The organism is Aestuariimicrobium kwangyangense DSM 21549, assembly GCF_000421525.1.
Classification (GTDB): domain Bacteria; phylum Actinomycetota; class Actinomycetes; order Propionibacteriales; family Propionibacteriaceae; genus Aestuariimicrobium; species Aestuariimicrobium kwangyangense.
Genome location: NZ_ATXE01000001.1, coordinates 1,384,008 through 1,409,972, shown reverse-complemented (window position 1 = coordinate 1,409,972; position 25,965 = coordinate 1,384,008). Strand labels below are relative to the sequence as shown.

Genomic DNA, 25,965 nt, shown 5'->3' with positions numbered 1-25,965 from the left:
TCCCGGGAGGGTGCGATCGGCCCGGTGGGCCGGTCGGGACGACCCGAGGGATTCGCCGGTCGTTCAGTTGCCGGTGCGGGCCACCAGCTGCGCGAACTTGGCGGGGACCTCGGCCTCACCGTTCAGGTGCCGACCGGCCTCTGCGAGCTGACCACGCAGGCCCGCGTCGGCGACAGAGGTGCGACGCAGTCCGAGCGCCACCATCAGGGCGACGACGGAGGCGACGACGACGGCCAGGGTGACGACAATGGCAGCGGCAAGAGTCACCGGGGTTCCTTCCAGACAAGCTGTGGTCAGGGCGTGGGCGCAGGGGCCACCCCGGGTCGAACTCGACCGGCCGCGAAGGCTGGGGCATGTCGTCCTGGGGAAGCGCCATCGCTGGCACCATTGTGCCTCGCCGGCCAAGAGTTCCCGCTGCGACACGAGGGCGGAACGGCCGGGGCCGACCAAGGTGTCCGCCAAGGGTCCTCGACAAGGTCGGGGCCCACTGTCGTCGCGGAGCCCAGACCGGTCAGGCCTCAGCCAACTCCCGTAGTCGCTGCGAGACCACGGTCGACACCCCGTCGCCGCGCATGGTGACACCGTAGAGGGCGTCGGCGATCTCCATCGTCCGTTTCTGGTGGGTGATCACGAGCAGCTGGGAGTTCTCCCTCAGCTCCTCGTAGATGCCCAGCAGCCGCCCCAGGTTCGTGTCGTCCAGAGCGGCCTCGACCTCGTCGAGGATGTAGAAGGGGCTGGGCCTGGCCATGAACAGGCTGACGAGGAAGGCGACGGCGACCAGCGACCGCTCCCCACCCGACAGCAGCGACAACCGCTTCACCTTCTTGCCCGCCGGACGAGCCTCGACCTCGATCCCCGTGGTCAGCCACTGGCCGGGGTCCGTCAGCACCAGGCGGCCCTCACCTCCGGGGAACAATCGCGCGAAGACGTGCTCGAAGGCCTGCTCGACGTCGCGGTAGGCCTCAGCGAACACCTGCTCGACTCGCGCGTCCACCTCGTCGATGATGTCGTTCAGATCTGTACGGGTGCGCTTGAGGTCGTCGAGTTGCTCGGCCAGGAACTGGTGGCGCTCCTGCATGGCGTCGAATTCCTCCAGCGCCAACGGGTTGACCCGTCCCAGCAGCTCGAGGTTGCGGGTGGCCGCTCGCAGGCGCTTCTCCTGCGTCTCGCGCTCGTAGGGCACCGGGTCGGGAGCCGGCTCGTCGTCGGCGGGATCCACGGGTCGCCCGTCTGGGTGGACGAGCACCGGAACGGGTTGGTCGGGGCCGAACTCGGTGACCAGCACGTCGGAGGCGAGACCCAGCTCGGCCATCGCCTTCTCCTCGAGCTGCTCGATGCGCATGCGCAACTCGATCCGGTTGAGCTGCCCGCGGTGAGCGCCCTGCACCACTTCGTCCAGTTGTCTGCCCGCCTCCCGGGCTGCACGTCTGGCGACCCCGAGGGCTGCCTCGGCACGCTGACGTGACTCCTCGGCAGCAGCACGTTCTTCGGTGGCCGTCTCTCGGGCCAGTTCAACCTGTCCGACCAGCCACTGGGCGGCTTCGTGCACGCACCGGGCAGCGCCAGCCTCCCGGCGGAGCTGCTCTGCGCGAGCGAGGGCTTTTGCGCGGGCCTGGCGCTCGTTCGAGGCGGCCCTCGACAGCGAATCGGCCCTGCCGGCCAACGCCTTGGCCTTCTCCTCAGCGGTGCGGAGAGCCAGGCGCGCCTCGAGCTCCGACTGCCGGGCCAGTCTGGCCTCGGCGGCCCGGGTGTCCCGGGTGGTCGGGTCGGGTTCGACCAGTTCCTCTTCGCTGGACGCCAGCTGAAGACGCTGCTGGAGCTCGACCAATGTCTGTTCGTCGCTGCCGCGTGAGGCAGTCGCCTGCTCGATCGACTGGGAGAGGCGTTCGGCCTCGGCCCTGGCCTCACGTTGCCGCTGCGACAGGGAGCCCAGTTGCTCGGTCACCGCCGACAACTGGGCATCGGACTCGTGCAGGCGGTCGAGCAATGACTCCGCCTCGGTCGTCGCCGCCGCCAACTGCTCGCCCGCCCGCTGCATTGCGAAGGCCTCGCGTTCCGCCTCGTGGGTGACCGTTGCCAGGGACGCCTCGGTCTCATCGACTGCGGCCTGCAACTCGATCAGTCCTGGCTGGCGACCCGACCCACCCGCCGCGTACCAGCGGGCGACCACGTCGCCCTCCCGCGTGACCGCCGTGACCGCCGGCAGGGCGCCCACCAGTGAGCGGGCTGCCGCCAGGTCGTCCACCGCGGCCACCCGGTCGAGCAGTCGGGTGAACGAGCCCACGAGCGCGTCGTCCACGGTGATCAGGTCGACCAACCAGGTGGCGTCCTGGGGCAACGGCGGCCATGCCGAACGGTCAGCGTCGGCGCCGCCGACGAGCAGTCCTGCGCGTCCGAGGTCCTCGTCCCTGAGGTGGACGACGGCCTCGACAGCCGCCTCGACGCCACTCACGGCGACACCCTCGCTCATCTGCCCGAGGGCTGCCGACACGGCCGCCTCCCAACCCGGCGCAACAGTGAGCAGGGCCGCCACGTGGCCGATGACACCAGTGACGGCATCTCCAGCAGCCATCAGGGCGGCGTGGGCGTCCTTGCGCTCGAGGCCCAGGCGCAGCGCCTCGAGCCGGGCCTGATGGGAGTGTCGCTGTTGGGTCAGCTGTGCGATTCGTTCCCGTAGGTCGTCGACCACCCGCTGACGATCGTCGACTTCCTCCGCCGCGCGCTCATACGCGACGTCGAGCCCCGACTCCCCGTCGGAAAGACCCGCCAACTGCTGCTCCAGACGGGCGTACTCCGTGCGGGCCGCGTCGGCGCGGTGGGTCGCCTCCTGTCGGCGTGTAACCAGCCGCGAGATCTCCTCGGACGAGGCCTGCAGGCGCGACTGCATGGCGTTCACCTGCCCCGCCAGCCGTGCGACCCCTTCGCGTCGATCGGCGATCGCTCGCAACTGCGCGTTCCAGGCGCGATCAGCCTCCGCCTGGGCCGCCTCGGCCCCCGTCCTGCGGGTGGTCGCCAAGGTGAGCTGATCGGTCAGCCTGCTGACCTCCTCACGCAGGGACGACTCCTCGTCGCGAACCTGCCTGGCCTCGATCTCGAGGGTCTCGGGGTCGCGTCCACCGCGGCCCAGCTCGGGCTGGGCGTCCGCGTTGCGCATCCGTTCGGCCGCGATCGACATGGTCGTCTGCAACCGCTCCCGCAGTGCGGCCAGTGCGTACCAGTTCTCTTGGGCGGCGGCCAGACGGGGGCTGGCCTCCGCCACCGCCTGTTCGGCCTGCGCCTCGGCTCGCTGGGCGCGCTGGTGGGCGAGTTCAGCGGCCTGTTTGGCCTGCTCGGCGGCCTGCTCGTCGGCGAGGTCGGACGCGAGGGCCTCCTGCAGCTGATGGAGATCGTCGGCGAGCAGTCGGGCGCGGGAGTCGCGCACCTCCGCCTGGATGAGGGCCGCCTTGCGCGCCACCTCGGCCTGCCTGCCCAAGGGTTTGAGCTGGCGTCGGATCTCTGAGATGAGGTCGTTGAGTCGGTGCAGGTTGGCGGCGGTCGACTCGAGCTTGCGCAGCGCCTTCTCCTTGCGCTTGCGGTGTTTGAGCACACCCGCTGCCTCTTCGATGAAGCCTCGCCTGATCTCGGGAGTCGCCTGCAGGATCGTGTCGAGTTGGCCCTGGCCGACGATGACGTGCATCTCGCGGCCGATCCCCGAGTCCGACAGCAGGTCCTGAACGTCGAGCAGTCGGGCTGGGTCGCCGTTGATGGCGTACTCCGAACCCCCCGAACGGAACATGGTGCGCGAGATCGTGACCTCGGTGTAGTCGATCGGAAGGGCCCCATCGCTGTTGTCGATGGTGAGCACCACCTCCGCGCGCCCCAGCGGCGCCCGTCCCGAGGTGCCCGCGAAGATGACGTCCTCCATCTTGCCGCCGCGCAGGCTCTTGGCTCCCTGTTCGCCCATCACCCAGCTCAGGGCATCGACCACGTTGGACTTGCCCGACCCGTTGGGGCCGACGACGCAGGTCACGCCGGGTTCGAAGTTCAGGGTCGTGGCCGAGGCGAAGGACTTGAACCCTCGCAGGGTGAGCGACTTGAGGTACATCAGCTGCCCGTGGTCTCGATCTCCCGGTCTGTTCCGGTGACCACCTCGGGCACCGGTGGAACCGTGGCGAGCTCGGGGTGGTGCCCGCGGACAGCGCGGAAGGTCCAGACCTTGTTGACCAGGAAGTTGATGGGCATGGTCACCACGATGGTCAGCAACTGGGCCCAGTACTCGCGGGAGTGGATGCCCTTGGTCTCGTTGAAGAACGGGTCAGGAAGGTAGACCGCCGAGCCGGGGTGGGTGAACGCCGTCAGGATGAACAGTCCGACCGCCGCAGCCACGCTGCCCACCGCCAGGAACGGCCAGAACTCGTGCCACCAGGTCGAGTGCCTCGACGACTTGAAGGTCCAGGACCGGTTCAGCTGGAAGTTCCACAGGTTGGCGACCAGGAAGGCAACGATCCACACGACGTGTCGGAAGCGCACGTGGAAGTCGGTGCCCGGAATCGGCCAGACGGGGTCGTTGCCGTGCTGGGTGCCTCCGTGGAGCTTGTGCATCACCACCGCCACGGCGAGGTTGACGACCACCCCGCTGCCACCGACGATGCCGAATCGGACGAACTGGCGCAGGGTTCGCCACAGCCGGGAACTCATGGTCATAGGACGCTCACGATAGCTGGGCGGCCCCGGCGGGGAACAGTGACCCGGCTGTGCGGGCCTCAGACAGCCCGTCGGCGCCGCGGGCGGGGCTGGCAGACGGGGCACGAGAACGAACTCCGATTGGCGAAGGCTTCCCGAACGATCGGGGCTCCGCACCTGTCGCAGGGCTGACCCTCGCGTCCGTAGGCATGGAGTGAGCGGGCGAAGTAACCCGATTCGCCGTTCACGTTGACGTACAGGGCGTCGAAGCTCGTGCCGCCGGCCGACAAGGACTCGGCCATCACCACGCGACCGTGGTCCAGCAGGTCTCGCAGCGCCGTGAGGGTCATGCGGTCACCGGTGCGCAGGTGGTGGAAGCCGGCTCGCCACAGCGCCTCGTCCGCGTAGATGTTCCCGAAGCCCGAGACGATCGTCTGGTTCAGCAACAGGCTCTTGACACCCGAGACCGAGCGCTTCATGCGCCGGACGACACTGTCGGCGTCGAAGAGGGGGTCGAACGGGTCCCGGGCGACATGGGCGGCTTCGGCAGGCACCTCGTCGGCGGGGTGGGTGGCGTCGCCCGGGTCCATCGGCGATATCGACAGTCCACCGAACATGCGTTGGTCGACGAACCGCAACTGGCGACCGTCGTCCAGGTCGATCAACACCCTGGTGTTGCGCACCAGGGGCGCAGCGGGATCGTCGACCCTGAACTGACCGCTCATGCCGAGATGGGCCATCAGCGCCTCACCGCCCGTCAAGGGCAACCACAGGAACTTGCCGCGGCGTCCGGGCCTGCCGAAGGTGCGGCCGTGCAGGCGGTGGGCGAAGTCATCGGGTCCGGCCAGATGGCTGCGGACCGGACGGGGATGCAGCACCGTGACCCCGGTGATGGTGCGGCCGGTTGCCACCGCGTCGAGGCCGCGGCGCACCGACTCGACCTCGGGAAGTTCGGGCATGGCGACTCAGCTGCTGATGGCCGGGGTGTTGAGGGCCAGATAGGCGAGCCGGGCGGCCCCGATCTCGGCCTCACGCTTGGATCGTCCGGTGGCCACGGGGTGGGTGGTCTCGTGGATGACGGCGGCAGCGGAGTACTGACGGTTGTGGTCGGGTCCGGTCTCGGTCACCTCGTACTGCACCGTCCAGCCGCTGCGGGCGGCCAGTTCCTGCAGGGAGGTCTTCCAGTCCAGTCCGGCGCCCATGGTGCTGGCCTGGTCGGCGATCGGCACGAACAGGTGCCGGACGAGCCGTTCGACTGTCTCCCGGGTTCCCGACAGCAGGGCAGCCCCGATCAACGCCTCCATGGTGTCGGCAAGGATCGAGGTCTTGTCGTCGCCACCGGTGGCGATCTCCCCCTTGCCCAGCTTGATCAGGGGACCCAACTGCAACCCTCGGGCGACGTCAGCGAGGGTGTTGGCGTTCACCGTGGCGGCGCGAATCTTCGCCAGACGGCCCTCGGGCTCGTCCGGGTACGCAACGTAGAGGTGCTCGGTGACCACCACTCCCAACACGGCGTCGCCGAGGAACTCGAGGCGCTCGTTGTTGGCCACGCCGCCGTTCTCGTACGCCCAGGAACGATGGGTCAGGGCAAGCTCAAGGAGCTGAGCGTCCATCGGGACACCCAGCTCCTGGAGCAGCTCAGTGAAGCGGCTCGTCACCGCTGGCGCGCTCAGGCCTCGAGAACCTGGCGACGCTCACCCTTGGGGCCGTACTGGCCGCAGGCGGGGCAAGCGGTGTGCTGCAGGTGGGGCTGACGGCATGCCGGGTTCACACAGGTCACCACGTTGACCGCAGCGGCCTTCCACTGCGAACGGCGGTGGCGCGTGTTGCTGCGGGACATCTTCCGCTTGGGAACTGCCACGGTCTTCTCCTCATGAATCACCCGGCTGGGTGCCGGACGGGGTCAAAACTCAGTTGTCGTCGGTGTCGACGCGGAGGAGGGTCGACCACCGGGGGTCGACCTGTTCTCCATGCGTGTGTTCGGGATCGTCGTTCAGGTTGGCACCACAGATGGTGCACAGACCGGCGCAATCCTCCCGGCACAGCGGGGTGAACGGAAGATCGAGCACCACTGCATCCCGCAGCGCGGGTTCGAGGTCGATCCGTTCGTCGACCACGAAGGTGGCATCCTCATCCGCCTCGCGGTCGGGATGCACGAACAACTCCTCCAGGTCGAAGGACGCCTCGTCCTCCAACGGAGTGAGGCAGCGCGAGCACTCACCGGCCAACTCGACGTCAGCGGTTCCGGACACCCAGATCCCCTCGACCACCGACTGGAGGCGAAGCTCCAAGGCGATCGGGGAGCCCTCGGGCACCCGCATCATCTCGACCCCCAGGTCCGCCGGAGCGGGCACCGAACGCGAGATCTCCTTCATCGTGCCGGCTTGCCTGCTCATCTCGTGGACGTCGAAGACCAACGGTGAACGGGCATCTGCGGAACGCGACAGGGAGTTCACGACCGAACCTCCTCATGGCAGCCTGACGGTGTCAATGACCGAGGGTCAACTCTACCGTCTCCCGTGACTGGCGACCAAACCGACCAGACCCGTCACCTGGAGCCGCCGATCCCCACAAACTCTCGCCGTTCGGACACACTCCCCCTGACTCCGCCCCCGTTCCAGCGCGAGAGTTTGCCCCGAGCGTGAGAGTTTGGCGGCCGGGCAGCTGCGGACGCTCAGCGCGCAGCCCTGCGCTCCGCCATCCGTTCGACCAGCGCATCGTTCACGTCGGGGCTGAGGAACATGGAGACGTCGCCGCCGTATGAGGCGATGTTGCGGATCAGGGTCGACGAGATCGTCCCGAACTCCCGGCCACCGGGCAGGAGCACCGTCTCGATGCCACCCACGGTGTGGTTGACGTGGTGCATCTGCAGTTCGTAGTCGAAGTCGGAGCCGAAACGTAGACCCTTCACCACCACGGGTGCGTCGTGCTCCCGACAGAAGTCGACGAGCAGACCGTCGATCACGGCGACGGTGACGGCCGGGAACTCGGTCATCGCCTCCCGGCAGAGCGCGAGTCGTTCGTCCAGGGTGAACAGGGTCGACTTGGTCGAGTTGGTGCCGATGGCCACGATCACCTCATCGAACAGCCTGGCCGCCCGCCGGATGATGTCGACGTGCCCGAGGGTGATGGGGTCGAAGGTGCCGGGACAGACGGCCTTCATGGGGTCTCCTGGGTTGCTGGTGGGGAGGGCTCTGTCGCGTCTGCGGCTTCGAGGGGGGCGATCCACACCAGGGTGGTCTCGCCGTAGGGGCGGGTCCAGGTCTCACAACCGGCGAGCTGGGGCACGGACGACCGTCGGGCGCGTTCGACCACCATGACACCGTCGGGGAGCAACCATTCGTCCCGCACCCGGGCGAGCAGGTCCTCCAGGTGGTCAGTGGGTAGGGAGTAGGGAGGATCGGCCCAGGCGACGTCGAACCGGTGCGGAGGGGTGCCGGCGAGGTACGTCTCGGCCTTGGCCGCGCGCACGGTCACGTCGAGTCCCACGTCCTTGGCGTTGCGCTGGATGAGGTGGGCGGTGCGGGCATCGGACTCCACGAGGACGACCGGACCCGCTCCCCTGCTCGCAGCCTCCAGACCCACGCCCCCCGAACCAGCGAACAGGTCGAGGAAGGCGAGACCCGACAGGTGGGTCTCTCCGGGTCCGTCACCGGTGCCGTTCCACGCTGCCAGGGACGAGAAGAACGCCTCCCGGACCCGGTCGGTGGTCGGACGGGTCCTGTCCCCGGCGGGCGTCTGCAACCGGCGGCCCCCGGCTCGTCCGGCGATGATGCGGCTCATGCTCGCTCCAGCCAGTCACCGGCGGCGTCGAGTTCGGCCTGGGTGACGATGTCGTTGAGGTGGGGGTTGGTTGCGTCGGGATCGTCGGCCACCAGCTTGGCTGCGATGTCGCGGCAGGTGACGATGAGGTCGGCATGTTCCAGCACGCGGATCAGTCGCAGGGTCGAGCGGGTGCCCGACTGGTTGGCCCCCAGCACGTTGCCCTCCCGCCGCGCCGCCAGGTCGGCCTCGGCCAGCAGGAATCCGTCGCGGGTTCCGGCCACGGCGTCGAGACGGGTGCGGGCTGGGGAGTCGGGCCGAGCATGGGTGAGCAGCAGGCACAGGCCGGGGTGCTCGCCTCGTCCGATGCGCCCGCGCAGCTGGTGCAGCTGACTGATCCCGAAGCGATCGGCGTCCATCACGACCATCACCGACGCATTGGGCACGTTGACCCCGACCTCGATCACCGTCGTCGCCACCAGCACGTCGATCTCGCCGGCCGCGAACCGGCCCATCACCTCGTCCTTGTCGGTGGCACTCATCCGACCGTGGAGCATGCCGACCGAGAGTCCCTTCAGGGCGCCGGACGAGAGCTCGGCGTACAGGTCCTCGACCGCCACCGGAGGGACCGGTGCTGGGTCCTCGTCCACGGTCATCTCGTCGGGCACGTCCTCGCGTTGGGCAGCGGTGATCGTCGAGCAGACGACGAAGGCCTGCCTGCCGCCGGCCACCTCCTCGGTCACCCGCTGCCAGGCCCGCTCGACCCAGGTGGGGTTCGCGCCGGCATCGACGACAGTGGTCTGCACGTCGCTTCGTCCGGCGGGGATCTCGGTGAGCAGGCTGGTCTCCAGATCACCGAAGACCGTCATCGCGACGGAGCGTGGGATCGGGGTGGCCGTCATCACCAGCACGTGCGGGCTGAGTTCGGCCTTCTGGGTCAGGGCAGACCGTTGTTCGACGCCGAAACGGTGCTGCTCGTCGACCACCACCAGGCTCAGGTCGGCGAACTGCACGCGGTCCGCGAGCAGGGCGTGGGTGCCGATCACGATGCCTGCCTCACCACTGGCAGCTGCGAACAGGGCGCGTTTGCGCTCGGCGGCGGACTGGGACCCCGTCAGCAGGACGACCTGGGTGGCCTCGGCCGGGGCCCCGAGCACCCGGCCCTGGCCGAGGTCGCCCAGGAGGTCGATGATGGTGCTGAGATGCTGGGCGGCGAGCACCTCGGTGGGTGCCAGCAGCGCTGCCTGGTGTCCGGAGTCGACCGCGGCGAGCATGGCCCGCAGCGCCACCAAGGTCTTGCCCGAGCCCACCTCTCCCTGCAGCAGTCGCTGCATGGGCACCTCGCGGGCGAGGTCGTCGAAGATCTGGGACGACACCTCGAGTTGCCCACGGGTGAGTGCGAACGGCAGGCGACGGTCGAAGGCCGTGAGCAGTCCGCCGTCGCGCGACGTCAGCACCGGTGCGCGCAGGTGGGTGTTGTCGGCGCGTCGTCGTGCCATCACCAGTTGCAGGGCGAGCGCCTCGTCGAACTGCAGGCGCTCGAGGGCGCGCGCTGCCTCCTCCTTCGTGGAGGCGCGGTGGACGCCGGTGTAGGCAGCCTGCAGGGTGGGCAGGTCGGTCTCCTCCAGCACCCAGGCGGGCAGCGGTTCGGACAGGTCGCCGATGCTGTCGAGCACCAGGTCGATGGTGGCCCCGATCGTCCACGTGGGGAGTTTGGAGGTGGCGGGGTAGAGACCCACCAGTCCCGATCGGGTCACCTGTTCGGCGATCTCGGCGGCCTGGTCGGCCTTGCCGACGACCTTGCCGCTGGAGTCGAACATGACGAAGGTGGGGTGGGTCAACTGGAGGTTGCCGTTGAAGGTGCTGACCTTGCCGACGAAGATGCCCCTGGTCGCCGCCTTCAGGTTCATGGCCCAGTACGCGCAGTGGTGCTTCTTGCCGAAGAAGGTGGCGGTCACCCGTCCGCTGCCGTCGGTGAGCGTCGCCTCAATGCGCATTCGGGGCTCCTGCCCGAGTGGGCCCCGGACGTCGGCCACCTCAGCGATGATGGCGACCTCCTCGCCGACGGGGAGGTCACGCAGGTCGGAGTTCTCGGTGCCCAGCAGGTAGCGCCGGGGCACATGCCTCAGGAGGTCTCCGACGGTGCGGACCTTGAGGGCTGCGAACGCCTTCGCCGACTTCTCGCCGATCACCTTGGCGACGGGCTGGTTGAGCCGCGCGAAGGTGGTGGTCTGCCAGCGAGTCACATCAGGGAGCGTATCGGCAGGTCGTGACAGTTTCGCCCCACCGACCCGTGGCGGCGCACCTCACCGGTCACGTCGACCCAGGGGTGGGCACAGCAGAAGGCCCGCTCCCCGGGGAGCGGGCCTTCGATGCAGTACAGGACGCGCGTGGTGACCATGGTCACGCTCGCGACAGGGTCAGCGGGTGACCTTGCCGGACTTGATGCACGCGGTGCACACGTTGAGGCGCTTCGCGGTGCCCTGGACGACAGCGTGGACTCGCTGAATGTTCGGGTTCCAGCGGCGGTTGGTCTTCTTCTTCGACCAAGGCACGTTGTGTCCGAAGCTCGGGCCCTTGGCGCAGATGTCGCACACGGCAGCCATGGGAATCTCCTCGTTAGTTGGTGGTGCGCCGAGAGGCGCGAGAGTGAGCGGCTGGCGTCTTGCGGCGCGCAGCAACCTGTCAATCGTAGCCGAGGGGGGCGATCCGTCCAAAATCGGCTGGAGTGCGTGGGGGTGCGGGGGGCCATCCCCGCGAGGTCGAGGGTGCGTGGGGGTGCAGGGGGTCATCCCCCGCGTGGGGGTGCAGGGGGTCATCCCCGCAAACTAGATCGCGACGATGACAGGGACGATCATGGGGCGGCGTCGGTGCTTCTGGTTCACCCAGCGGCCCACCGTGCGGCGAACCTGCTGTTGGAGTTGGTAGGCGTCCTCAGCGCCGTCCTTCAGTCCTCGCAGCAACACCCCACGAACTTCCTCGATGATCGCGTCGAACTCGGCGTCCTCGGCGAAACCACGAGCGGTGATCTCGGGACCGGACACCAGCGAGCGGTCGTGCAGGTTGACGGCAGCCACGATCGAGATGAATCCCTCCTCGCCGAGGATGCGACGGTCGGTCAGCTGCGACTCGGTGATGTCGCCGACACTCGAGCCGTCGACGAAGATGTAGCTGGCGTCGATCTTCCCGACCAGCCGCGCCTGGCGTCGGGCGAGGTCGACCACTCCCCCGTCCTCGGTGATGATCACGTTCTGCGGGGCGATGCCGGTCTTGATGGCGAGTGCGCCATTGGCCACCAGGTGACGAACCTCGCCGTGCACCGGCATGACGTTGCGCGGCTTGAGGATGTTGTAGCAGTAGAGCAGTTCTCCCGCGGCGGCGTGGCCCGAGACGTGCACGAGGGCATTCCCCTTGTGGACGACGTTCGCGCCGAGCCGCGTGAGGCCGTTGATCACGCGGTAGACGGCGTTCTCGTTGCCGGGGATCAGCGACGAGGCAAGCAGCACGGTGTCGCCCGGGCCAAGGCTGACGACCGGGTGCTCGCGGTTGGCGATGCGAGCCAGCGCCGACAGCGGTTCGCCCTGCGACCCGGTCGAGATGATCACGACCTTGTCGTCGGGCAGGTGCTCGATGTCCTTGATGTCGACCAAGGTGTTCTCGGGCACCTTGAGGTACCCGAGATCGCGGGCCACCTGCATGTTGCGCACCATCGAGCGGCCCACGTAGACCACCTTGCGGTCGTGCTGGACTGCCATGTCGAGCACCTGCTGCACGCGATGCACGTGGCTGGCGAAGCAGGCCACGATCAGCTTCTGCCTGGCCTGGGCGAAGACGCGCGCGATGGCGGGCTCGATCTCTCGTTCGCTCGGGACGAATCCGGGCACCTCGGCGTTCGTGGAGTCGCACATGAACAGGTCGACTCCCTCGGCGCCCAGCCGGGCGAAGGAACGCAGGTCGGTGATGCGGCCGTCGAGGGGCAGTTGGTCCATCTTGAAGTCACCGGTGTGCAGCACCGTGCCGGCGCTGGTGCGGACGAACACGGCCAAGGCGTCGGGGATGGAGTGGTTGACCGCCAGGAACTCGAGGTCGAACTCGCCGACGTCGAGGCGGTCGCCCTCGACCACGCGGCGCAGGATGGGGTTCTTGATGCGGTGTTCACGGATCTTCGACTCGACGAGGGCGAGGGTGAGCTTCGACCCGAAGATGGGGATGTCGGGCCGACGGCGCAGCAGGTAGGGCACCGCGCCGATGTGGTCCTCGTGGCCGTGGGTGAGCACGAGCCCGACCACGTCGTCGAAGCGGTCGTCGATCGCGTCGAGGCCGGGCAGGATCAGGTCGACACCGGGATGGTGGTCCTCGGGGAACAGCACGCCGCAGTCGATCAGCAGCAGTTTTCCATTCAGTTCGAGGGTGGCCATGTTGCGGCCCACGTCACCCAGACCCCCCAGTGGGATCACCCTCAGGGTGTCGGGGGCGAGCTTGGGCGGGGTACGCAGAGAGGAACCAGTCACGATTCCACCCTAGCGAGGGTCGCTGACTATTCTCGCCCCATGACGCGTGAGCTGCCGCTGGTGAACCCCGGACCGACTCCACAGGTGGCCCCGGGGGTCAGGCTGGCCATGCCCGTCGAGGCCTGGCAACTCGCCGAGATCCAGCGCCGGGAGTGGACCGACGACCCGCTCATGACGCGGTTCCTCGATGAGACCACCCTGGAGCAGATGGCAGAGATCTGGCACACCTCCATCACCAGGCCGCCCCTGGCCAGCATGCGGGTGCTGGTGGCCACCGAGCCCGAAGGCGCCCCGCGTGCGACGGGCCGGGAGAACGAGACCCAGCTGGCCTCCAGGGTGGTGGGGTTCGCCGTGGTGGGACCTGCCCAGGACGAGGACGCGACCGGTCACGACGGTGAGCTGTCCTACTTCCGGGTCGACCCCATGGCCCGGGGCAGGGGGCACACCTCAAGGCTGTTGAACGCAGCCGTCGACACCCTGCGGGCGGATCACTTCACCCGGGCCACCTGCTGGGTGCGCTCCACCGACGACGACTTCCGCGCCCTGCTGGTGGGCACCGGGTGGGCACCCGACGGCGGGCACCAGGAACTCGGCACCGAGGACGGTGTCGTCCGGGTCAAGCAGGTCAGGCTGCACACGGACATCTCGTCCGACGGGCAGTGACCACCGGTCTGTGTCGGGCCCGGGTTCGTCCCGCAGTCAGCGAGGGAGCGCGACGCCTTCCCCGCTGAGGGTGACCACGACGCCAGCGGCACCGGCAGTCAGCGAGTCGTAGCCCATGCCGTTGATCGGGGGCAGGGCTGCCTGGTCCGTGACACGGGCGAGCAGTGGACGAAGCAACGACTGCGGCACGTCGACGCCCGACACCGTGGCTGCGGGGTCGTCGAGGGTCAGGCGATCGCCCTTGACCCCCGGCTTGGCCGTGACCTCGATGGTGACGCTGGCCCCCCACACGGATGCCGTCTGGGTGAGCTTCACCCGTCCTGCTCCGGCCGAACCCACGGGTGTGCCGGCGAGTCGGCTCAGTTCGGCGTAGCTGACCGTTGCACCCGCTCGGAGGTGTTCGACGTCGAGGGTGTCCCCCGAGCGTAGGTGGGTGACCCCGGAGGCGGTGAAGGTCAGGTCGGTGACGTGCAGGGTCTGCGCCGATGCTCCCGTACCCTGGCTGAACTTCGCGGTGGGCGCGGACCCACGCACGGTGGCGAACCGATCCCGGGCGAGCGCGAGCAGCACCGATCGGTCGTCGATGGTGACGGTCGTGGGACCGCCGAGGCTCTTCGAGACCGACGTCCCGACCCGTTGTTCGACCTCGGACCGGACGAATCGGTCCCCCACGACGACCGCGACGACGGCCAGCACGACGACGAGGACGAGGCCGAGCACCAGGATCCGCAGGCAGCCGCCCGCCCGCGTCGTGGACCGGCGAGCGCCGACGCTCCGGCCGCGGGCGTGTGCCCCCGCCTCAGTCACAGCCCCCACCTCAGTCGAGACCCAGGATGGCTTCGATACCCTCGGTGAGTCCGGGCCGTGAAGGCACCGCCTCGACCGCGGCGATCACGCCCGGCATGAACGAGACCCGGTCGAGGGAGTCGTGGCGAATGCTCAAGGTCTCTCCCTCGGCACCGAAGAGCACCTCCTGGTGGGCCACCAGCCCACGCAGGCGGACGCTGTGCACGGCGATGCCGTCGATGTCGGCGCCGCGTGCCCCGTCGACCTCCTGCTGGGTGGCATCGGGAACCGGACCCAGTCCTGCGGCTCGGCGTGCCTCGGCGATGCCATGGGCCGTGACGGTGGCGGTGCCGGAGGGCGCATCGGCCTTGTTCGGATGGTGCAACTCGATGACCTCCACCGACTCGTAGAACGGAGCGGCCTTCCTGGACATCGCCATCATCAGCACCGCCCCGATGGAGAAGTTGGCGGCCACCACGACCCCGGTCGTGGGCTCCTCCCCCAGCCAGGTGCGCACCGTGTCGAGTCGCTCCGGGGTGAACCCGGTGGTACCGACCACGGCGTGGATGCCGTGGTCTATGCAGAACTTGAGATTGTCCATCACCGCGTCAGGGTGGGTGAAGTCGACGGCCACATCGGCGCCGAGGGCGGACGAGGGTTCGTCCCCCACGTCGATGCGAGCCACGAGCTCATGCCCCGCACGCTCCACCGCACGACACACCTCGGCCCCCATCTTGCCGCCAGCTCCGAACACAGCCACTCGAGTCATGGAGGGGAGCCTACCGGGGTGCGGTGACACGACTTGGCCCAGACATGGGGCGACCCCGGCTCCGAGGAACCGGGGTCGCGCCACGTACTGGTCGATCACTCGGCCGAGGGAGCCTCGTCCGACTTGTCGTCCTTGCCCTCGATGACCGGGACCAGCGACAGCTTGCCGCGGTCATCGATCTCGGAGATCTCGACCTGGATCTTCTGACCGACGCTGACGACGTCATCGACGTTCTCGACGCGCTTGCCGCCGGCCAGGTCGCGCATCTTCGAGATGTGCAGCAGGCCGTCCTTGCCGGGGAGCAGGGAGATGAAGGCTCCGAAGGCGGTGGTCTTCACCACGGTGCCCAGGTAGCGCTCGCCCTTCTCAGGCATGGTCGGGTTGGCGATCGCATTGATGGTCGACCGGGCAGCCTCGGCGGCCTCGCCCGAATCAGCACCGACGTAGATGGTGCCGTCGTCCTCGATGGTGATCTGGGCACCCGTGTCGTCCTGGATCTGGTTGATCATCTTGCCCTTGGGGCCGATGACCTCGCCGATCTTGTCGACTGGGATCTTCAGGGTGAGGATCCGCGGGGCGTAGGGGCTCATCTCGTCGGGTGCGTCGATGGCCTCGTTCATGACCTCGAGCAGGGTGTGACGAGCACGGCGGGCCTGCAGCATGGCCTTGGCCAGCTCGTCGGCGGGGATGCCGTCGAGCTTGGTGTCGAGCTGCAGGGCGGTCACGAACTCCGAGGTGCCGGCGACCTTGAAGTCCATGTCGCCGAGGGCGTCCTCGGCTCCCAGGATGTCGGTCAGCGCCACGTAGTGGGTCTTGCCGTCGATCTGCTCGCTCATCAGGCCCATCGCGATACCGGCGACGGGGGCCTTGAGGGGCACACCGGCATTCAGCAGCGACAGGGTCGAGGCGCACACCGAACCCATCGAGGTCGATCCGTTCGACCCGAGGGCCTCCGAGACCTGACGGATGGCGTACGGGAACTCCTCGCGGGTCGGCAGCACCGGGACGAGCGCGCGCTCGGCCAGTGCTCCGTGCCCGATCTCACGACGCTTCGGCGAACCCACCCGACCGGTCTCACCGGTCGAGTAGGGCGGGAAGTTGTAGTGGTGCATGTAGCGCTTGTGGTTCTCGGGCGCCAGGGTGTCGAGCTTCTGCTCCAGACCCAGCATGTTCAGGGTGGAGACACCCAGGATCTGGGTCTCACCACGCTGGAACAGTGCCGAACCGTGCACGCGCGGAATGACTCCGACCTCGGCCGACAGGGTTCGGATGTCCTCGACCCCACGACCGTCGATGCGGACACCGTCGGTGAGGGTGCGGCGGCGCACGATCTTCTTGGTCAGCGACTTGAACGCCGCCGAGATCTCGCCGTCGCGACCCTCGAACTTCTGGGTCAGCTCGTCGGCGATCGACTTGCGCAGCTCGTGGCTGGCGTCGTCGCGCTCCTGCTTGCCGGCGATCTGCATGATGCCGGTGAGCTTCTCCTGACCGAGGCGCTCGACCTCGGCGTAGACGTCGTCGCCGTACTCGGAGAAGACGGGGAAGTCGTAGGTCTCCTTCGGGAGCTTGGCAGCCAGCTCGGCCTGCGCGTCGCACAGGGCCTTGATGAACTTCTTCGACGCCTCGAGGCCCTCGCCGACGACCTCTTCGGTCGGGGCCTGGGCACCGGCGCGCACCTGCTCGAAGGTGGTCTCGGTCGACTCGGCCTCCACCATCATGATGGCGACGTCACCGTCGGGCAGCACCCGTCCGGCCACGACCATGTCGAAGACGGCTCCTTCGAGCTGCTCGACGGTCGGGAAGGCGACCCACTGGCCGTCGATCAGGGCAATGCGGACACCACCGATGGGTCCCGAGAAGGGAAGCCCGGCGATCTGGGTCGACATCGAGGCCGCGTTGATCGCGATGACGTCGTAGAGCACGTTGGGGTTGAGGGCCATGATGGTCACGACGACCTGCACCTCATTGCGGAGTCCCTTGACGAACGAGGGACGCAGCGGACGGTCGATCAGGCGGCAGGCCAGGATGGCGCCCTCGGACGGGCGACCCTCACGGCGGAAGAACGAGCCGGGGATGCGACCCGCGGCGTACATGCGCTCCTCGACGTCGACCGTCAGGGGGAAGAAGTCGATGGAGTCGCGGGGCGACTTGGCGGCGGTGGTCGCCGAGAACAGCATGGTGTCCTCGTCGATGTAGACGACGGCGGCGCCGTCGGCCTGCTGGGCCAGCAGGCCCGACTCGAAACGGACGGTGTGCTTGCCGAAGCTACCGTTGTCGATCACGGCCTCGGCGAACTGGATGTCAGGACCCTCCACGGGATACCTCTCTTGGGGTTGGACTGCCGCGCGGGCGCGCCTCGATCAGGGCTCCGTGCGGGACGATTCCCGCGGGGCCGTCGGCGGGCCACTCACGAACCAGCCGGTCTTCGATCGAGACCCGCAGGGGTTACCACCTGAAGGTCACTACCGAGGACCAGACCGCGTTCTCGAGCTGCGCTGGCAGGGTTCATTCTTCGAACCGCAGCCCAGTCTAGCGGGGTGGGTCGCTTCGCGCTCGTCGGCGAGCGGTTGGGGTCGTCCGATGGGGTCGTCCGATGGGGTCGTCCGATGAAGGTCGTCCGGCCGGAGTCCAGCCACGCCACGGACCACGTGGCTGGCGATCCTTTACGTGGCTTGTGCTGTGGACAGCAGCCAGGAGGAAGAATGCCAGCCACGTCGATACGGTTGGCGGATGAGCGGTCGTCCGGACCACTGAATGTCCGTGGCCCCGGACAACATGGCGACAACATTCGGCCAACACCTCTCCCCTGTTGCGCAGCCGCCCGGGATGGTGGGCTCGAGGCATGACTCCTCCGCCATCACTCCTGCATTCCACGACACCCTTCGGCGAATCGTTGACCTCGTCCCAACTCGTCGGCCTTGGTTGGAGCGCCAACACCATCCGTCGGGCGACGAGGGACGGTGCCCTCGTCCGATTGAGGCGTGGTGTGTACGCAGCAGCCGGTACGGGCGGGAACCCACCAGTCCCGCTGACCGAGGCACACCGGACGCTGGTTCACGCCTCGGCGGAATGGATGGGGGAAGGCGTCGTCCTCTCCCACCTGTCGGCGGCAGTGCTCTGGGGGATCCCGCTGTGGGAGCTGGAGCCGGGGACCCAGGTCTGGGTGACACGGTCGAACACCACCCGCGGCTACGTGCGCGGCCCGATCCACGCCAACAACTGCCCGTTGACCCCGCACGAGGTCACCGCCGTCGATGGCCTCCCGGTGACCACGCTCGCGCGCACCGTGCTGGACTTGGCACGCCGCTTCGGGCCCGACCAAGGCGTCGTCGCCGCCGACTGGGCCCTTCGACACGCAGGACTCGACCCGCGAGAACTCCAGGACGTCCTGGGTCTGCAGGCACGTCGGCCCGGGGTCCGAGCCGCCAGGACCTCCGTCGAACTCGCGAGCAGATTGGCCGAGAGCCCGGCCGAGTCCGTGTCCCGTCTGCGGATGCACCAACTCATGCTGCCCAGACCCGTTGAACAAGTGGAGGTCTGGGACAGCCGGGGACGTCTGGTGGGACGCGGTGACTTCGGTTGGCGGGACCAGCGCCTCATTGGCGAGTGCGACGGCAGGGTGAAGTACGACCAACCACGCCATGGGGGTCGTCCCAGTGATGCCGTGACGGCCGAGCGGGACAGGGAGCGCCGATTGGCGGACGAGGGGTGGCGTATCGTCCGGTGGATGGTGCGCGACCTGCACCACCCCGCCCGGTTCGCACGGATCCTCAGCTCGGCACTGCAGGGCCGGCCGTGACCCCAGCGTGGCTGGCGATACTCCTCGTAGCTTGTGCTGTCGACAGCAGCCATCGGGAACAGCGCCAGCCACATGGACGGGGCCAGAACAACAAGGGCGGCGCAACAAGGCCCGGGGCAACAAGAGTCGGTGGCACATGACCCTCGGACATGACTTCGCCCCGGCTCCACGAGGGAACCGGGGCGAAGTACGTGCCGGAGAGGTCAGATCATCGACGCAGGCCGAGGCGAGCGATCAGCTCGCGGTAGTGCTCGACGTCCTGCTTGGCCACGTAGTTGAGCAGACGGCGGCGCTGGCCCACCATCAGCAGCAATCCACGACGGCTGTGGTGGTCACCCTTGTGCTCCTTCAGGTGCTCCGTCAGGTGCGCGATGCGCTTGGTGAGAAGCGCAACCTGGACGTCGGGAGAACCGGTGTCGCCTGGGGTGGTCGCGTACTCTTCGATGATCTGCTTCTTGGTCTCGGCATCCATCAGTGTGGTGCTCCTTTCGTCCGTTGCGCGGTGTCGGGCCCTGATCGGGTGACTCTCTTGGTCCGCGGGCGTCTGACGCCAAGGGTCAACAGTACGCGTGGTCGCGATCTCAACCAAACCGGACCCCGGGTGGAGGTCGCAGAGCGAGGGCCCCCCTCCCACTGAGGCCCCCGGCATGATTGACTGGGGATGCTCGTCGATCCGGCCCCAGGCCGGGTTCGGCCGCCTCTGCCGAGTCGAGAAGGAGATCCCATGGCCGACCCCACGATCCTCGTCCGCCCCGCGACCGAGGCGGATCTCGAGGTGCTGCGCTCGATGGAGACCCGTCCCGAACTTCACCTCACCGACGACGTCTTCGCTGGCCAGCGCGCGGGGGAGGCGATCTTCGCCGTGGCGCTCGTCGACGGCCAGGTGCAGGGATCGGGTGTGCTCGACCTGCGCGAGTCCGATCTGCAGCCCGAGGTGAAACTGCTGTACGTGGTGCCCGGGTCGCGACGCAAGGGTCTGGGTGTGCAACTCACCGAGTTCCTCGAGGAAGAGGCGCGCAAGCAGGGCTACCTCGCCTGTCACATGGCGATCGACCCCAACAACGAGAAGGCGATCCCGCTGGCGATCGACCTGGGCTACTCCGCGACCGGCGACCACAAGTTCGTCGAGGACCCCGACGCGGAACAGGTGGCCCACCCCAGCCAGGTGAGCAACTACTACGCGGTCTATCGCAAGTCACTGACCATGCGCTGAAGCCCCAGCGGGCTTCACCGAGGACTCGCTGCGGACCCGGGGGTGCCGGGCCGGTCCCCTATTCGGCGGCGTCGTGGCTCGCGGGAGCGAGCGCGGCCAGGCCCAGCACCTGACGGGTCTGGTCGACGTCTGCGGCGATCTGCTTGACCAGCGTCTCCAGCCCGGTGAACTTCACGTTCCCACGCAGCCGCTTCACGAAGTCGACGGCCACCCGTACCCCGTACAACTCCAGGTCGGAGCGGTCGAGCACATAGGCCTCCACCACACGATCGGGCACGTCATCGAAGGTGGGATTGGTACCGACCGAGATGGCCGCGGGCAGCGGGGTCGGGTCGGGCTCGTCCAGTCTGGTCAACCAACCCGCGTAGACACCGTCCGCGGGCGCCAGGTGCCACGCCTCCACCGGCAGGTTGGCCGTGGGGTAGCCGAGTTCTCGTCCGCGCTGGTGGCCCATCACCACGGTGCCCACGTACCGGTGCGGGCGACCCAGGTGCTCCTCGGCCGTCTCGACGTCGCCCGCCTCGATCGAGGCCCGGATCAGGGATGAGCAGGTGATCTGCTGGTCGGTCGCGAGCAGGGACAAGGGCTCGACCCGGAACCTGCTCTGCGGACGACGGCCCAGTTCGGCGAGGGTCTCGACACTGCCTGCGGCCCGCGAGCCGAAGGTGAAATTCGTGCCCACCACGACGACCTCGGGGTGCAGCGGGGCCAGCACCTGGTCGACGAACTGCTCCGGTGACCAGGCCATCACGTCGCGGGTGAAGGGCACCACCCGCACCTCGGCCGCGCCGGCCTGCTTGAGCAGCCGGATGCGGTCGTCGAGTCCGGTCAGGAGTTGGGGTTCCGACCCGGGGTGGATGACGGCCTGGGGGTGGGGCCAGAACGTGACGGCCACCAGACGCAGTCCGGGAGCCTGGCTCTGGGCGTGGGCGAGCAACTCACGGTGCCCGCGGTGCACGCCATCGAAGTTGCCGATCACGACGACCGTTGGATTCTGCACGCGCCCGAGTCTAGACAACCCCGGCCCGCACGAGCGATGCAGCACGGCCCACCCCCGGGGGGCTCGTGCCCCAGCGAGCCCGCTCAGACGAAGACGGCGACCGGTTTCGTCCACCCCGGACGATCGGGGTTGGCCTCGTGGAGGGCCAGCAGGTCACCGTCGGCGGAGATCAACGCCGTCGGGACATCCGCTGACAGGTCCAGTTCGAGTGCCCGGCCGAAGCGCACGTCATCGGCCTGCTCGGCCGACACGTCCAGATGGGCAAAGGCAGTCCGACCCACCTCGCCCATGGAGGTCAGGGCAGGGGCCTCGTCCCCGATGAGGTCAACCGTCAGCTCGGGCAGGACGAAGCCGCCGATCCTGGTCCGTCGCAGACTGGTCAGATGCCCGCCGACCTCCAGCTCCGCACCCAGGTCACGGGCCAGCGCACGGATGTAGGTGCCTGAGGAACAGTCGACCACCACGTCGAGGTCGAGCAGGTCGCCCTCGGTCCTGCGACCGATGACCTCGAAGCGCGCCACCGTCACGGGGCGGGCGCGGAGCGTCACCTGCTCCCCACCCCGCACCAGGGCGTAGGCCCGCTGGCCGTTGACCTTGATGGCCGAGACGCTCGAGGGCACCTGTTCGATGTCACCGCGCAGGTCGTCCATGGCGGTCTCGATCGCCGCTGCCTCGAGGTGGGCCGCCGGGACCACCTGCGACAACTCCCCTTCTGCGTCATCGGTGGAGGAGGACTGCCCCAGCCGGATGGTCGCCACATAGGTCTTGTCATGGCCGGCCAGGTGGCCGAGCAGCCGGGTCGCGCGATTGACGCCGATGATGAGCAGCCCGGTCGCCATCGGGTCGAGCGTGCCGGCATGCCCGACCTTGCGCGTGCCCAGCAGTCGTCGCATCCGGCCCACCACCTGGTGGGAGGTCCAGCCCTGGGGCTTGTCGACCAGCACGATGCCGGACGAGTCCTGGGGGCTCATCGAGGAGTGTTCTCGTCCTCGTCGTCGACCGCCTCGGACTCCTCGGCCTCAGCAACGTCGGTCTCGTCGTCCTCAACGGCCTCGGACTGGTCGTCCTCGTCCCAGTCGTCGTCATCCTCGTGGCGGTAGGGATCGGCCTCCCCCGCGAACTGGGCAGTGGCCGCCTGGGCGGCCAACTCGGCGTCGCGACGCTTGGCCTGCACCAGCAGGTCCTCGATCGAACGGGCGGACTCCTCGGTGGCGTCCAGGTGGAAGGTGAGGGTGGGGGCGAAGCGCAGACCCAGCCGCTTGCCCACGGTCGAGCGCAGCAGACCCTTGGCCGACTCCAGCGCCGCTGCGGTGCCGACACGCTCCTCGTCGGTGCCGTAGACCGTGTAGAAGATGGACGCGTCGCGGCTGTCGCCGGTCAGTCGGACGTCGGTGACGGTCAGGAAGCCCAGCCGTGGGTCCTTGATGCGCCGCTCGAGGGTCTCGGCCACCACGACCTTGATCTGGTCAGCCAGCTTGGCCACGCGGGGGTTGGGCATGGGGGGGGTGTCCCTTCAGTGATGCCGACAGCGGCGGAGCGCTGATGCCCTCCGCCGCTGCCGATGTGGTGATGTGTGCGCACTCAGTCGCGCGGCTTCTCGACCATCTCGTAGGTCTCGATGATGTCGCCCTGCTTGACGTCGGAGTAGTTCCCGAGCGTCAGACCACACTCGTAGCCCTCACGGACCTCGGTGGCGTCATCCTTCTCGCGCCGCAGGGACGCGATGGTGGTCTCGGCCAGCACGACCCCGTCACGCAGCAGACGCGCCTTGGCGTTGCGTCGCATGAGACCCGACAGCACCATGCAACCGGCGATGGTGCCGAACTTGGACGAGCGGAAGATCTCGCGGATCTCTGCCTGTCCGAGCGTCTTCTCCTCGAAGATCGGCTTGAGCATGCCCTTGAGGGCTGCCTCGATCTCGTCGATCGCGGAGTAGATGACCGAGTAGTAGCGGATGTCGACGTTCTCGCGGTCGGCCATCTGGGTGGCGTGCGGCGTGGGCCGGACGTTGAACCCGATGATGACGGCCTTCGAGGCAGCAGCCAGCGAGACGTTGGTCTCGGTGATGGCACCGACACCGCGATCGATGACACGCAGCGACACCTCGTCGCCGACGTCGATCTTCGACAGTGCGTCCTCCAGGGCCTCGACCGAACCTGCGCCGTCGCCCTTGAGGATGAGCAGCAGTTCCTGGGTCTCGCCCTTCTCGAGCTGTTCGAACAGCTGGTCGAGGGTCTTGCGACGGGAACCGGCCGCCTGGGCCGCGGCACGCATGCGCGCCTCGCGCTTGTCGGCGATCTGACGAGCCATCCGGTCGTCCTCGACGACCAGGAAGTTGTCGCCGGCGCCGGGCACGCTGGTGAGACCGAGCACCTGGACCGGCATCGAGGGCGGCGCCTCGGTGACGGTCTCGCCGCGGTCGTTGATCAGCGCACGGACGCGGCCATGGGCCGAACCGGCGACGATCGAGTCACCGATGTGCAGCGTTCCGCGCTGGATGAGCACGGTGGCCACCGGACCACGACCCTTGTCGAGGTGCGCCTCGATGGCGACACCCTGGGCGTCCATGTCTGGATTGGCCCGCAGGTCGAGAGCCGCGTCGGCGGTCAACACGACCGCCTCGAGCAGCTGGTCGAGTCCCTCACCGGTGATGGCCGAGACGTTGACGAACATCGTGTCGCCGCCGTACTCCTCGGGCACCAGACCGAACTCGGTGAGCTGTCCGCGCACCTTCTCGGGGTCGGCACTGGGCTTGTCGATCTTGTTGACCGCCACCACGACGGGCACATCGGCCGCCTTGGCGTGGTTCAGCGCCTCGATCGTCTGGGGCATCACACCGTCGTCCGCGGCCACGACCAGCACCGCGATGTCGGTCGCCTTCGCACCACGGGCACGCATGGCGGTGAACGCCTCGTGGCCCGGGGTGTCGATGAAGGTGATCTTGCGGTCCACGTCGTCGACCGTGGTCTCGACCTGGTAGGCACCGATCGCCTGCGTGATGCCACCGGCCTCGCCGGCGACGACGTTCGACTTGCGCAACGCGTCGAGCAGCTTGGTCTTTCCGTGGTCGACGTGACCCATGACGGTGACGGCCGGCGGGCGCGGGGCCAGATCGGACTCGTCGCCCTCGTCCTCGCCGAACTCCAGGTCGAAGCTCTCGAGCAGCTCACGATCCTCGTCCTCGGGAGAGACGACCTGGATCGAGTAGTTGAGCTCGGCGCCCAACACCTCGAGGGTCTCGTCCGACACGGACTGGGTCGCGGTCACCATCTCGCCCAGGTTGAACAACACCTGCACCAGCGATGCCGGCTCCAGACCGATCTTCTCGGCAAGGTCGGTCAGCGAGGCGCCACGGCGCAGACGCACCGTGGAACCGTCACCCTGACGGACGCGCACGCCACCGATCAGCGGCGCCTCCATCTGGTCGAACTCTTGCCTGCGCTGCTTCTTCGACTTGCGTCCGCGCCTGCCACCGGCACCGCCGCGACCGAAGGCACCCTGGGTGCCCGATCCGCCACGACCACCGCGACCACCACGACCACCGCCAGCGGGAGCACCGACACCGGGGCCACCGAAGCCACCGGTACCCGGACCGCGTCCGGGACCACCGGGGCCTCCGCGACGGGCGCCGCCGGGGCCACCACGGCCACCGGCCCTGGCCGGGGCTCCGACCTGGGCGGACTGCTGCTTGGGCATCATCGCCGGGTTGGGGCGAGGCATCCCACTGGTGCCACCGGGACGAGGCATGCCGGTCGAGGTGCCCGCGGGGCGTCCCTCACGGCTGACCTGGCCCGGACGACCCTGGGCGGGCGCACCCTCGGGGCGCCGACGAGCCGTTCCCATGCCCTGCGAAGGAGCGAAGGGGTTGTTGCCCGGACGCGGGGTTCCCGTGCGACGAGCACCGGCCTGACCGCTGGGCAGACCACCGGAGCCACCCGGACGAGCACCGCCCGGTCGGGCCCCGGGGGCGGCACCGGGACGAGGAGCCCCGGGACGCGGCGCACCTGAAGCACCGGCGGGGGTACCGCCCGTGCGAGAGGCGCTGGAGGCCGGCCGAGCACCGGGAGCGGCCGCCGACGGACGAGGACCACCCGGGCGAGGCGCTTGCGCGCCACTGGGGCGGGGTGCCGACTGGCCCGCGGGCGCCGAGGCGCTCGTGGACGGACGAGGTGCCGCCCCACCGGGGCGCGGGGCCTCGGAGCGGGGAGCATCAGATCGCGCGGCGTCCGAACGGTCGGTGGCCGATCCGGCGGCGGGCGCCTGCGCGTCGGCCGTCGCGGCTGCCGGAGCCTGGGCAGGAGCGGGACGGGGCGCAGGGCTGGCTGGTGCCGCACTGGACGGCGCCGGGCTGGTCGGCGCGGAGCCGGTCGCTGCCGGGCTGGGGGCGTTGGCCACCGAGCCGGCATCGGTCGTACGAGCATCGGTCGTACGGGCACCCGGCCGTGCGGCCGGACGCGGAGCGGGGGTGCCACCCGGCTTGGGTGCACCCGTTGACTTGTCACCTGACTTGTCCGGGGCTGAACCGCCGCCGGTCTTGGCCTGTTCGCGCAGTTTGCGCACCACAGGCGGTTCGATGGTGGACGAAGCCGACCGGACGAATTCGCCCATGTCGTTCAGCTTCGACAGAACATCCTTGCTTTCGAGTCCGAGCTCCTTGGCGAGCTCATAGACGCGGACCTTGGCCACTTGTCTCCTTCAGGTCCGGTCGTGACTCGGCCGAACCAATTAGTTGTTGTCCATGCTCATTGGTGAGTACTCATCGAGTGGTCATGAGCGTCAGCCCACTTTCTGAAACGCGGC

Annotated in this window: 22 protein-coding genes and 1 pseudogene; 3 read left to right on the top strand and 20 right to left on the bottom strand. The window is 68.6% G+C overall.

Annotated elements, in window-relative coordinates:
* Window positions 1–63 precede the first annotated feature (63 nt).
* From H507_RS0106270 to H507_RS0106215, 12 genes are all read right to left on the bottom strand, one after another.
* Window positions 64–267 carry a hypothetical protein gene (locus H507_RS0106270; protein ID WP_022909874.1) on the bottom strand — a complete coding sequence of 68 codons (204 nt, stop codon included), beginning with the start codon at window positions 265–267 and terminating at the stop codon, window positions 64–66.
* Window positions 268–511: 244 nt separating this feature from the next.
* Window positions 512–4,084 (bottom strand): chromosome segregation protein SMC, encoded by a 3,573-nt coding sequence (smc, locus tag H507_RS0106265; protein ID WP_022909873.1) that lies wholly within the window; start codon window positions 4,082–4,084, stop codon window positions 512–514.
* Complete coding sequence (locus tag H507_RS15190) at window positions 4,084–4,677, bottom strand: GtrA family protein (protein WP_084707701.1); 594 nt, start codon at window positions 4,675–4,677, stop codon at window positions 4,084–4,086. Before H507_RS15190 ends, smc begins: the two co-directional genes overlap by 1 nt.
* A gap of 65 nt (window positions 4,678–4,742) precedes the next feature.
* Complete coding sequence (gene mutM / locus H507_RS0106255) at window positions 4,743–5,621, bottom strand: bifunctional DNA-formamidopyrimidine glycosylase/DNA-(apurinic or apyrimidinic site) lyase (RefSeq protein WP_022909871.1); 879 nt, start codon at window positions 5,619–5,621, stop codon at window positions 4,743–4,745.
* Window positions 5,622–5,627: 6 nt separating this feature from the next.
* A complete protein-coding gene (gene rnc, locus H507_RS15185) occupies window positions 5,628–6,275 on the bottom strand; it encodes a ribonuclease III (protein ID WP_084707700.1) in 648 nt (215 codons plus the stop codon).
* A gap of 56 nt (window positions 6,276–6,331) precedes the next feature.
* Window positions 6,332–6,523 (bottom strand): 50S ribosomal protein L32, encoded by a 192-nt coding sequence (gene rpmF, locus H507_RS0106245; RefSeq protein WP_026377862.1) that lies wholly within the window; start codon window positions 6,521–6,523, stop codon window positions 6,332–6,334.
* Between the two features lie 49 nt (window positions 6,524–6,572).
* Window positions 6,573–7,118 (bottom strand): YceD family protein, encoded by a 546-nt coding sequence (locus H507_RS0106240; protein ID WP_022909868.1) that lies wholly within the window; start codon window positions 7,116–7,118, stop codon window positions 6,573–6,575.
* Window positions 7,119–7,336: 218 nt separating this feature from the next.
* Complete coding sequence (gene coaD / locus H507_RS0106235; RefSeq protein ID WP_022909867.1) at window positions 7,337–7,825, bottom strand: pantetheine-phosphate adenylyltransferase; 489 nt, start codon at window positions 7,823–7,825, stop codon at window positions 7,337–7,339.
* The gene (locus H507_RS15180) at window positions 7,822–8,445 is read right to left on the bottom strand and encodes an RsmD family RNA methyltransferase (RefSeq protein ID WP_022909866.1); all 624 of its coding nucleotides are present in this window, start codon (window positions 8,443–8,445) and stop codon (window positions 7,822–7,824) included. Before H507_RS15180 ends, coaD begins: the two co-directional genes overlap by 4 nt.
* Window positions 8,442–10,700, bottom strand: coding sequence for an ATP-dependent DNA helicase RecG (locus H507_RS0106225; protein ID WP_026377861.1), 2,259 nt, complete (start codon window positions 10,698–10,700; stop codon window positions 8,442–8,444). Before H507_RS0106225 ends, H507_RS15180 begins: the two co-directional genes overlap by 4 nt.
* A 144-nt stretch (window positions 10,701–10,844) precedes the next feature.
* Window positions 10,845–11,030 carry a 50S ribosomal protein L28 gene (rpmB, locus tag H507_RS0106220; RefSeq protein ID WP_022909863.1) on the bottom strand — a complete coding sequence of 62 codons (186 nt, stop codon included), beginning with the start codon at window positions 11,028–11,030 and terminating at the stop codon, window positions 10,845–10,847.
* Window positions 11,031–11,252: 222 nt separating this feature from the next.
* Entirely contained in the window at window positions 11,253–12,935 is a 1,683-nt protein-coding gene (locus tag H507_RS0106215; RefSeq protein WP_022909862.1) for a ribonuclease J, read from the bottom strand.
* A gap of 39 nt (window positions 12,936–12,974) precedes the next feature.
* Between H507_RS0106215 and H507_RS0106210 the strand changes: the two genes are divergently transcribed.
* A complete protein-coding gene (locus H507_RS0106210; protein WP_022909861.1) occupies window positions 12,975–13,598 on the top strand; it encodes a GNAT family N-acetyltransferase in 624 nt (207 codons plus the stop codon).
* A gap of 36 nt (window positions 13,599–13,634) precedes the next feature.
* Here H507_RS0106210 and H507_RS0106205 read toward each other — a convergent pair whose 3' ends face one another.
* From H507_RS0106205 to H507_RS0106195, 3 genes are all read right to left on the bottom strand, one after another.
* Entirely contained in the window at window positions 13,635–14,405 is a 771-nt protein-coding gene (locus H507_RS0106205) for a hypothetical protein (RefSeq protein WP_157438890.1), read from the bottom strand.
* A 10-nt stretch (window positions 14,406–14,415) separates the two neighbouring features.
* Window positions 14,416–15,153 carry a 4-hydroxy-tetrahydrodipicolinate reductase gene (dapB, locus tag H507_RS0106200; RefSeq protein WP_026377858.1) on the bottom strand — a complete coding sequence of 246 codons (738 nt, stop codon included), beginning with the start codon at window positions 15,151–15,153 and terminating at the stop codon, window positions 14,416–14,418.
* Window positions 15,154–15,248: 95 nt separating this feature from the next.
* The gene (locus tag H507_RS0106195; protein ID WP_022909858.1) at window positions 15,249–17,468 is read right to left on the bottom strand and encodes a polyribonucleotide nucleotidyltransferase; all 2,220 of its coding nucleotides are present in this window, start codon (window positions 17,466–17,468) and stop codon (window positions 15,249–15,251) included.
* 527 nt (window positions 17,469–17,995) lie between these two features.
* On the opposite strand from H507_RS0106195, the gene H507_RS15175 reads away from it, so the two are divergent.
* The gene (locus tag H507_RS15175; protein WP_084707642.1) at window positions 17,996–18,952 is read left to right on the top strand and encodes a type IV toxin-antitoxin system AbiEi family antitoxin domain-containing protein; all 957 of its coding nucleotides are present in this window, start codon (window positions 17,996–17,998) and stop codon (window positions 18,950–18,952) included.
* Window positions 18,953–19,160: 208 nt separating this feature from the next.
* Here the strand turns inward: H507_RS15175 and rpsO are convergent, their stop codons facing one another.
* Entirely contained in the window at window positions 19,161–19,424 is a 264-nt protein-coding gene (gene rpsO, locus H507_RS0106185) for a 30S ribosomal protein S15 (RefSeq protein WP_022909856.1), read from the bottom strand.
* A 252-nt stretch (window positions 19,425–19,676) separates the two neighbouring features.
* Between rpsO and H507_RS0106180 the strand changes: the two genes are divergently transcribed.
* Entirely contained in the window at window positions 19,677–20,165 is a 489-nt protein-coding gene (locus H507_RS0106180) for a GNAT family N-acetyltransferase (RefSeq protein WP_022909855.1), read from the top strand.
* A gap of 58 nt (window positions 20,166–20,223) precedes the next feature.
* Here the strand turns inward: H507_RS0106180 and H507_RS15170 are convergent, their stop codons facing one another.
* From H507_RS15170 to infB, 4 genes and pseudogenes are all read right to left on the bottom strand, one after another.
* Window positions 20,224–21,210, bottom strand: a complete 987-nt coding sequence (locus tag H507_RS15170; protein WP_342662649.1) for a bifunctional riboflavin kinase/FAD synthetase — start codon at window positions 21,208–21,210, stop codon at window positions 20,224–20,226.
* Window positions 21,211–21,248: 38 nt separating this feature from the next.
* Window positions 21,249–22,136: a tRNA pseudouridine(55) synthase TruB gene (truB, locus tag H507_RS0106170; protein WP_022909853.1), complete on the bottom strand. Its 888-nt coding sequence runs from the start codon at window positions 22,134–22,136 to the stop codon at window positions 21,249–21,251.
* Between the two features lie 104 nt (window positions 22,137–22,240).
* Window positions 22,241–22,663: pseudogene (gene rbfA / locus H507_RS15165) on the bottom strand (30S ribosome-binding factor RbfA); the annotation flags it as partial.
* An 83-nt stretch (window positions 22,664–22,746) separates the two neighbouring features.
* Window positions 22,747–25,851: a translation initiation factor IF-2 gene (gene infB / locus H507_RS0106160; RefSeq protein WP_022909852.1), complete on the bottom strand. Its 3,105-nt coding sequence runs from the start codon at window positions 25,849–25,851 to the stop codon at window positions 22,747–22,749.
* Window positions 25,852–25,965: the final 114 nt, after the last annotated feature.

What these genes read in the sequence shown, in the direction of transcription:
- smc (WP_022909873.1), bottom strand. Translation starts at nt 4,084, where the DNA reads ATGTACCTCAAGTCGCTCACCCTGCGAGGGTTCAAGTCCTTCGCCTCG.
- H507_RS15190 (WP_084707701.1), bottom strand. Translation starts at nt 4,677, where the DNA reads ATGAGTTCCCGGCTGTGGCGAACCCTGCGCCAGTTCGTCCGATTCGGC.
- mutM (WP_022909871.1), bottom strand. Translation starts at nt 5,621, where the DNA reads ATGCCCGAACTTCCCGAGGTCGAGTCGGTGCGCCGCGGCCTCGACGCG.
- rnc (WP_084707700.1), bottom strand. Translation starts at nt 6,275, where the DNA reads ATGGACGCTCAGCTCCTTGAGCTTGCCCTGACCCATCGTTCCTGGGCG.
- coaD (WP_022909867.1), bottom strand. Translation starts at nt 7,825, where the DNA reads ATGAAGGCCGTCTGTCCCGGCACCTTCGACCCCATCACCCTCGGGCAC.
- H507_RS15180 (WP_022909866.1), bottom strand. Translation starts at nt 8,445, where the DNA reads ATGAGCCGCATCATCGCCGGACGAGCCGGGGGCCGCCGGTTGCAGACG.
- rpmB (WP_022909863.1), bottom strand. Translation starts at nt 11,030, where the DNA reads ATGGCTGCCGTGTGCGACATCTGCGCCAAGGGCCCGAGCTTCGGACAC.
- H507_RS0106210 (WP_022909861.1), top strand. Translation starts at nt 12,975, where the DNA reads ATGACGCGTGAGCTGCCGCTGGTGAACCCCGGACCGACTCCACAGGTG.
- dapB (WP_026377858.1), bottom strand. Translation starts at nt 15,153, where the DNA reads ATGACTCGAGTGGCTGTGTTCGGAGCTGGCGGCAAGATGGGGGCCGAG.
- H507_RS15175 (WP_084707642.1), top strand. Translation starts at nt 17,996, where the DNA reads ATGACTCCTCCGCCATCACTCCTGCATTCCACGACACCCTTCGGCGAA.
- rpsO (WP_022909856.1), bottom strand. Translation starts at nt 19,424, where the DNA reads ATGGATGCCGAGACCAAGAAGCAGATCATCGAAGAGTACGCGACCACC.
- H507_RS0106180 (WP_022909855.1), top strand. Translation starts at nt 19,677, where the DNA reads ATGGCCGACCCCACGATCCTCGTCCGCCCCGCGACCGAGGCGGATCTC.
- truB (WP_022909853.1), bottom strand. Translation starts at nt 22,136, where the DNA reads ATGAGCCCCCAGGACTCGTCCGGCATCGTGCTGGTCGACAAGCCCCAG.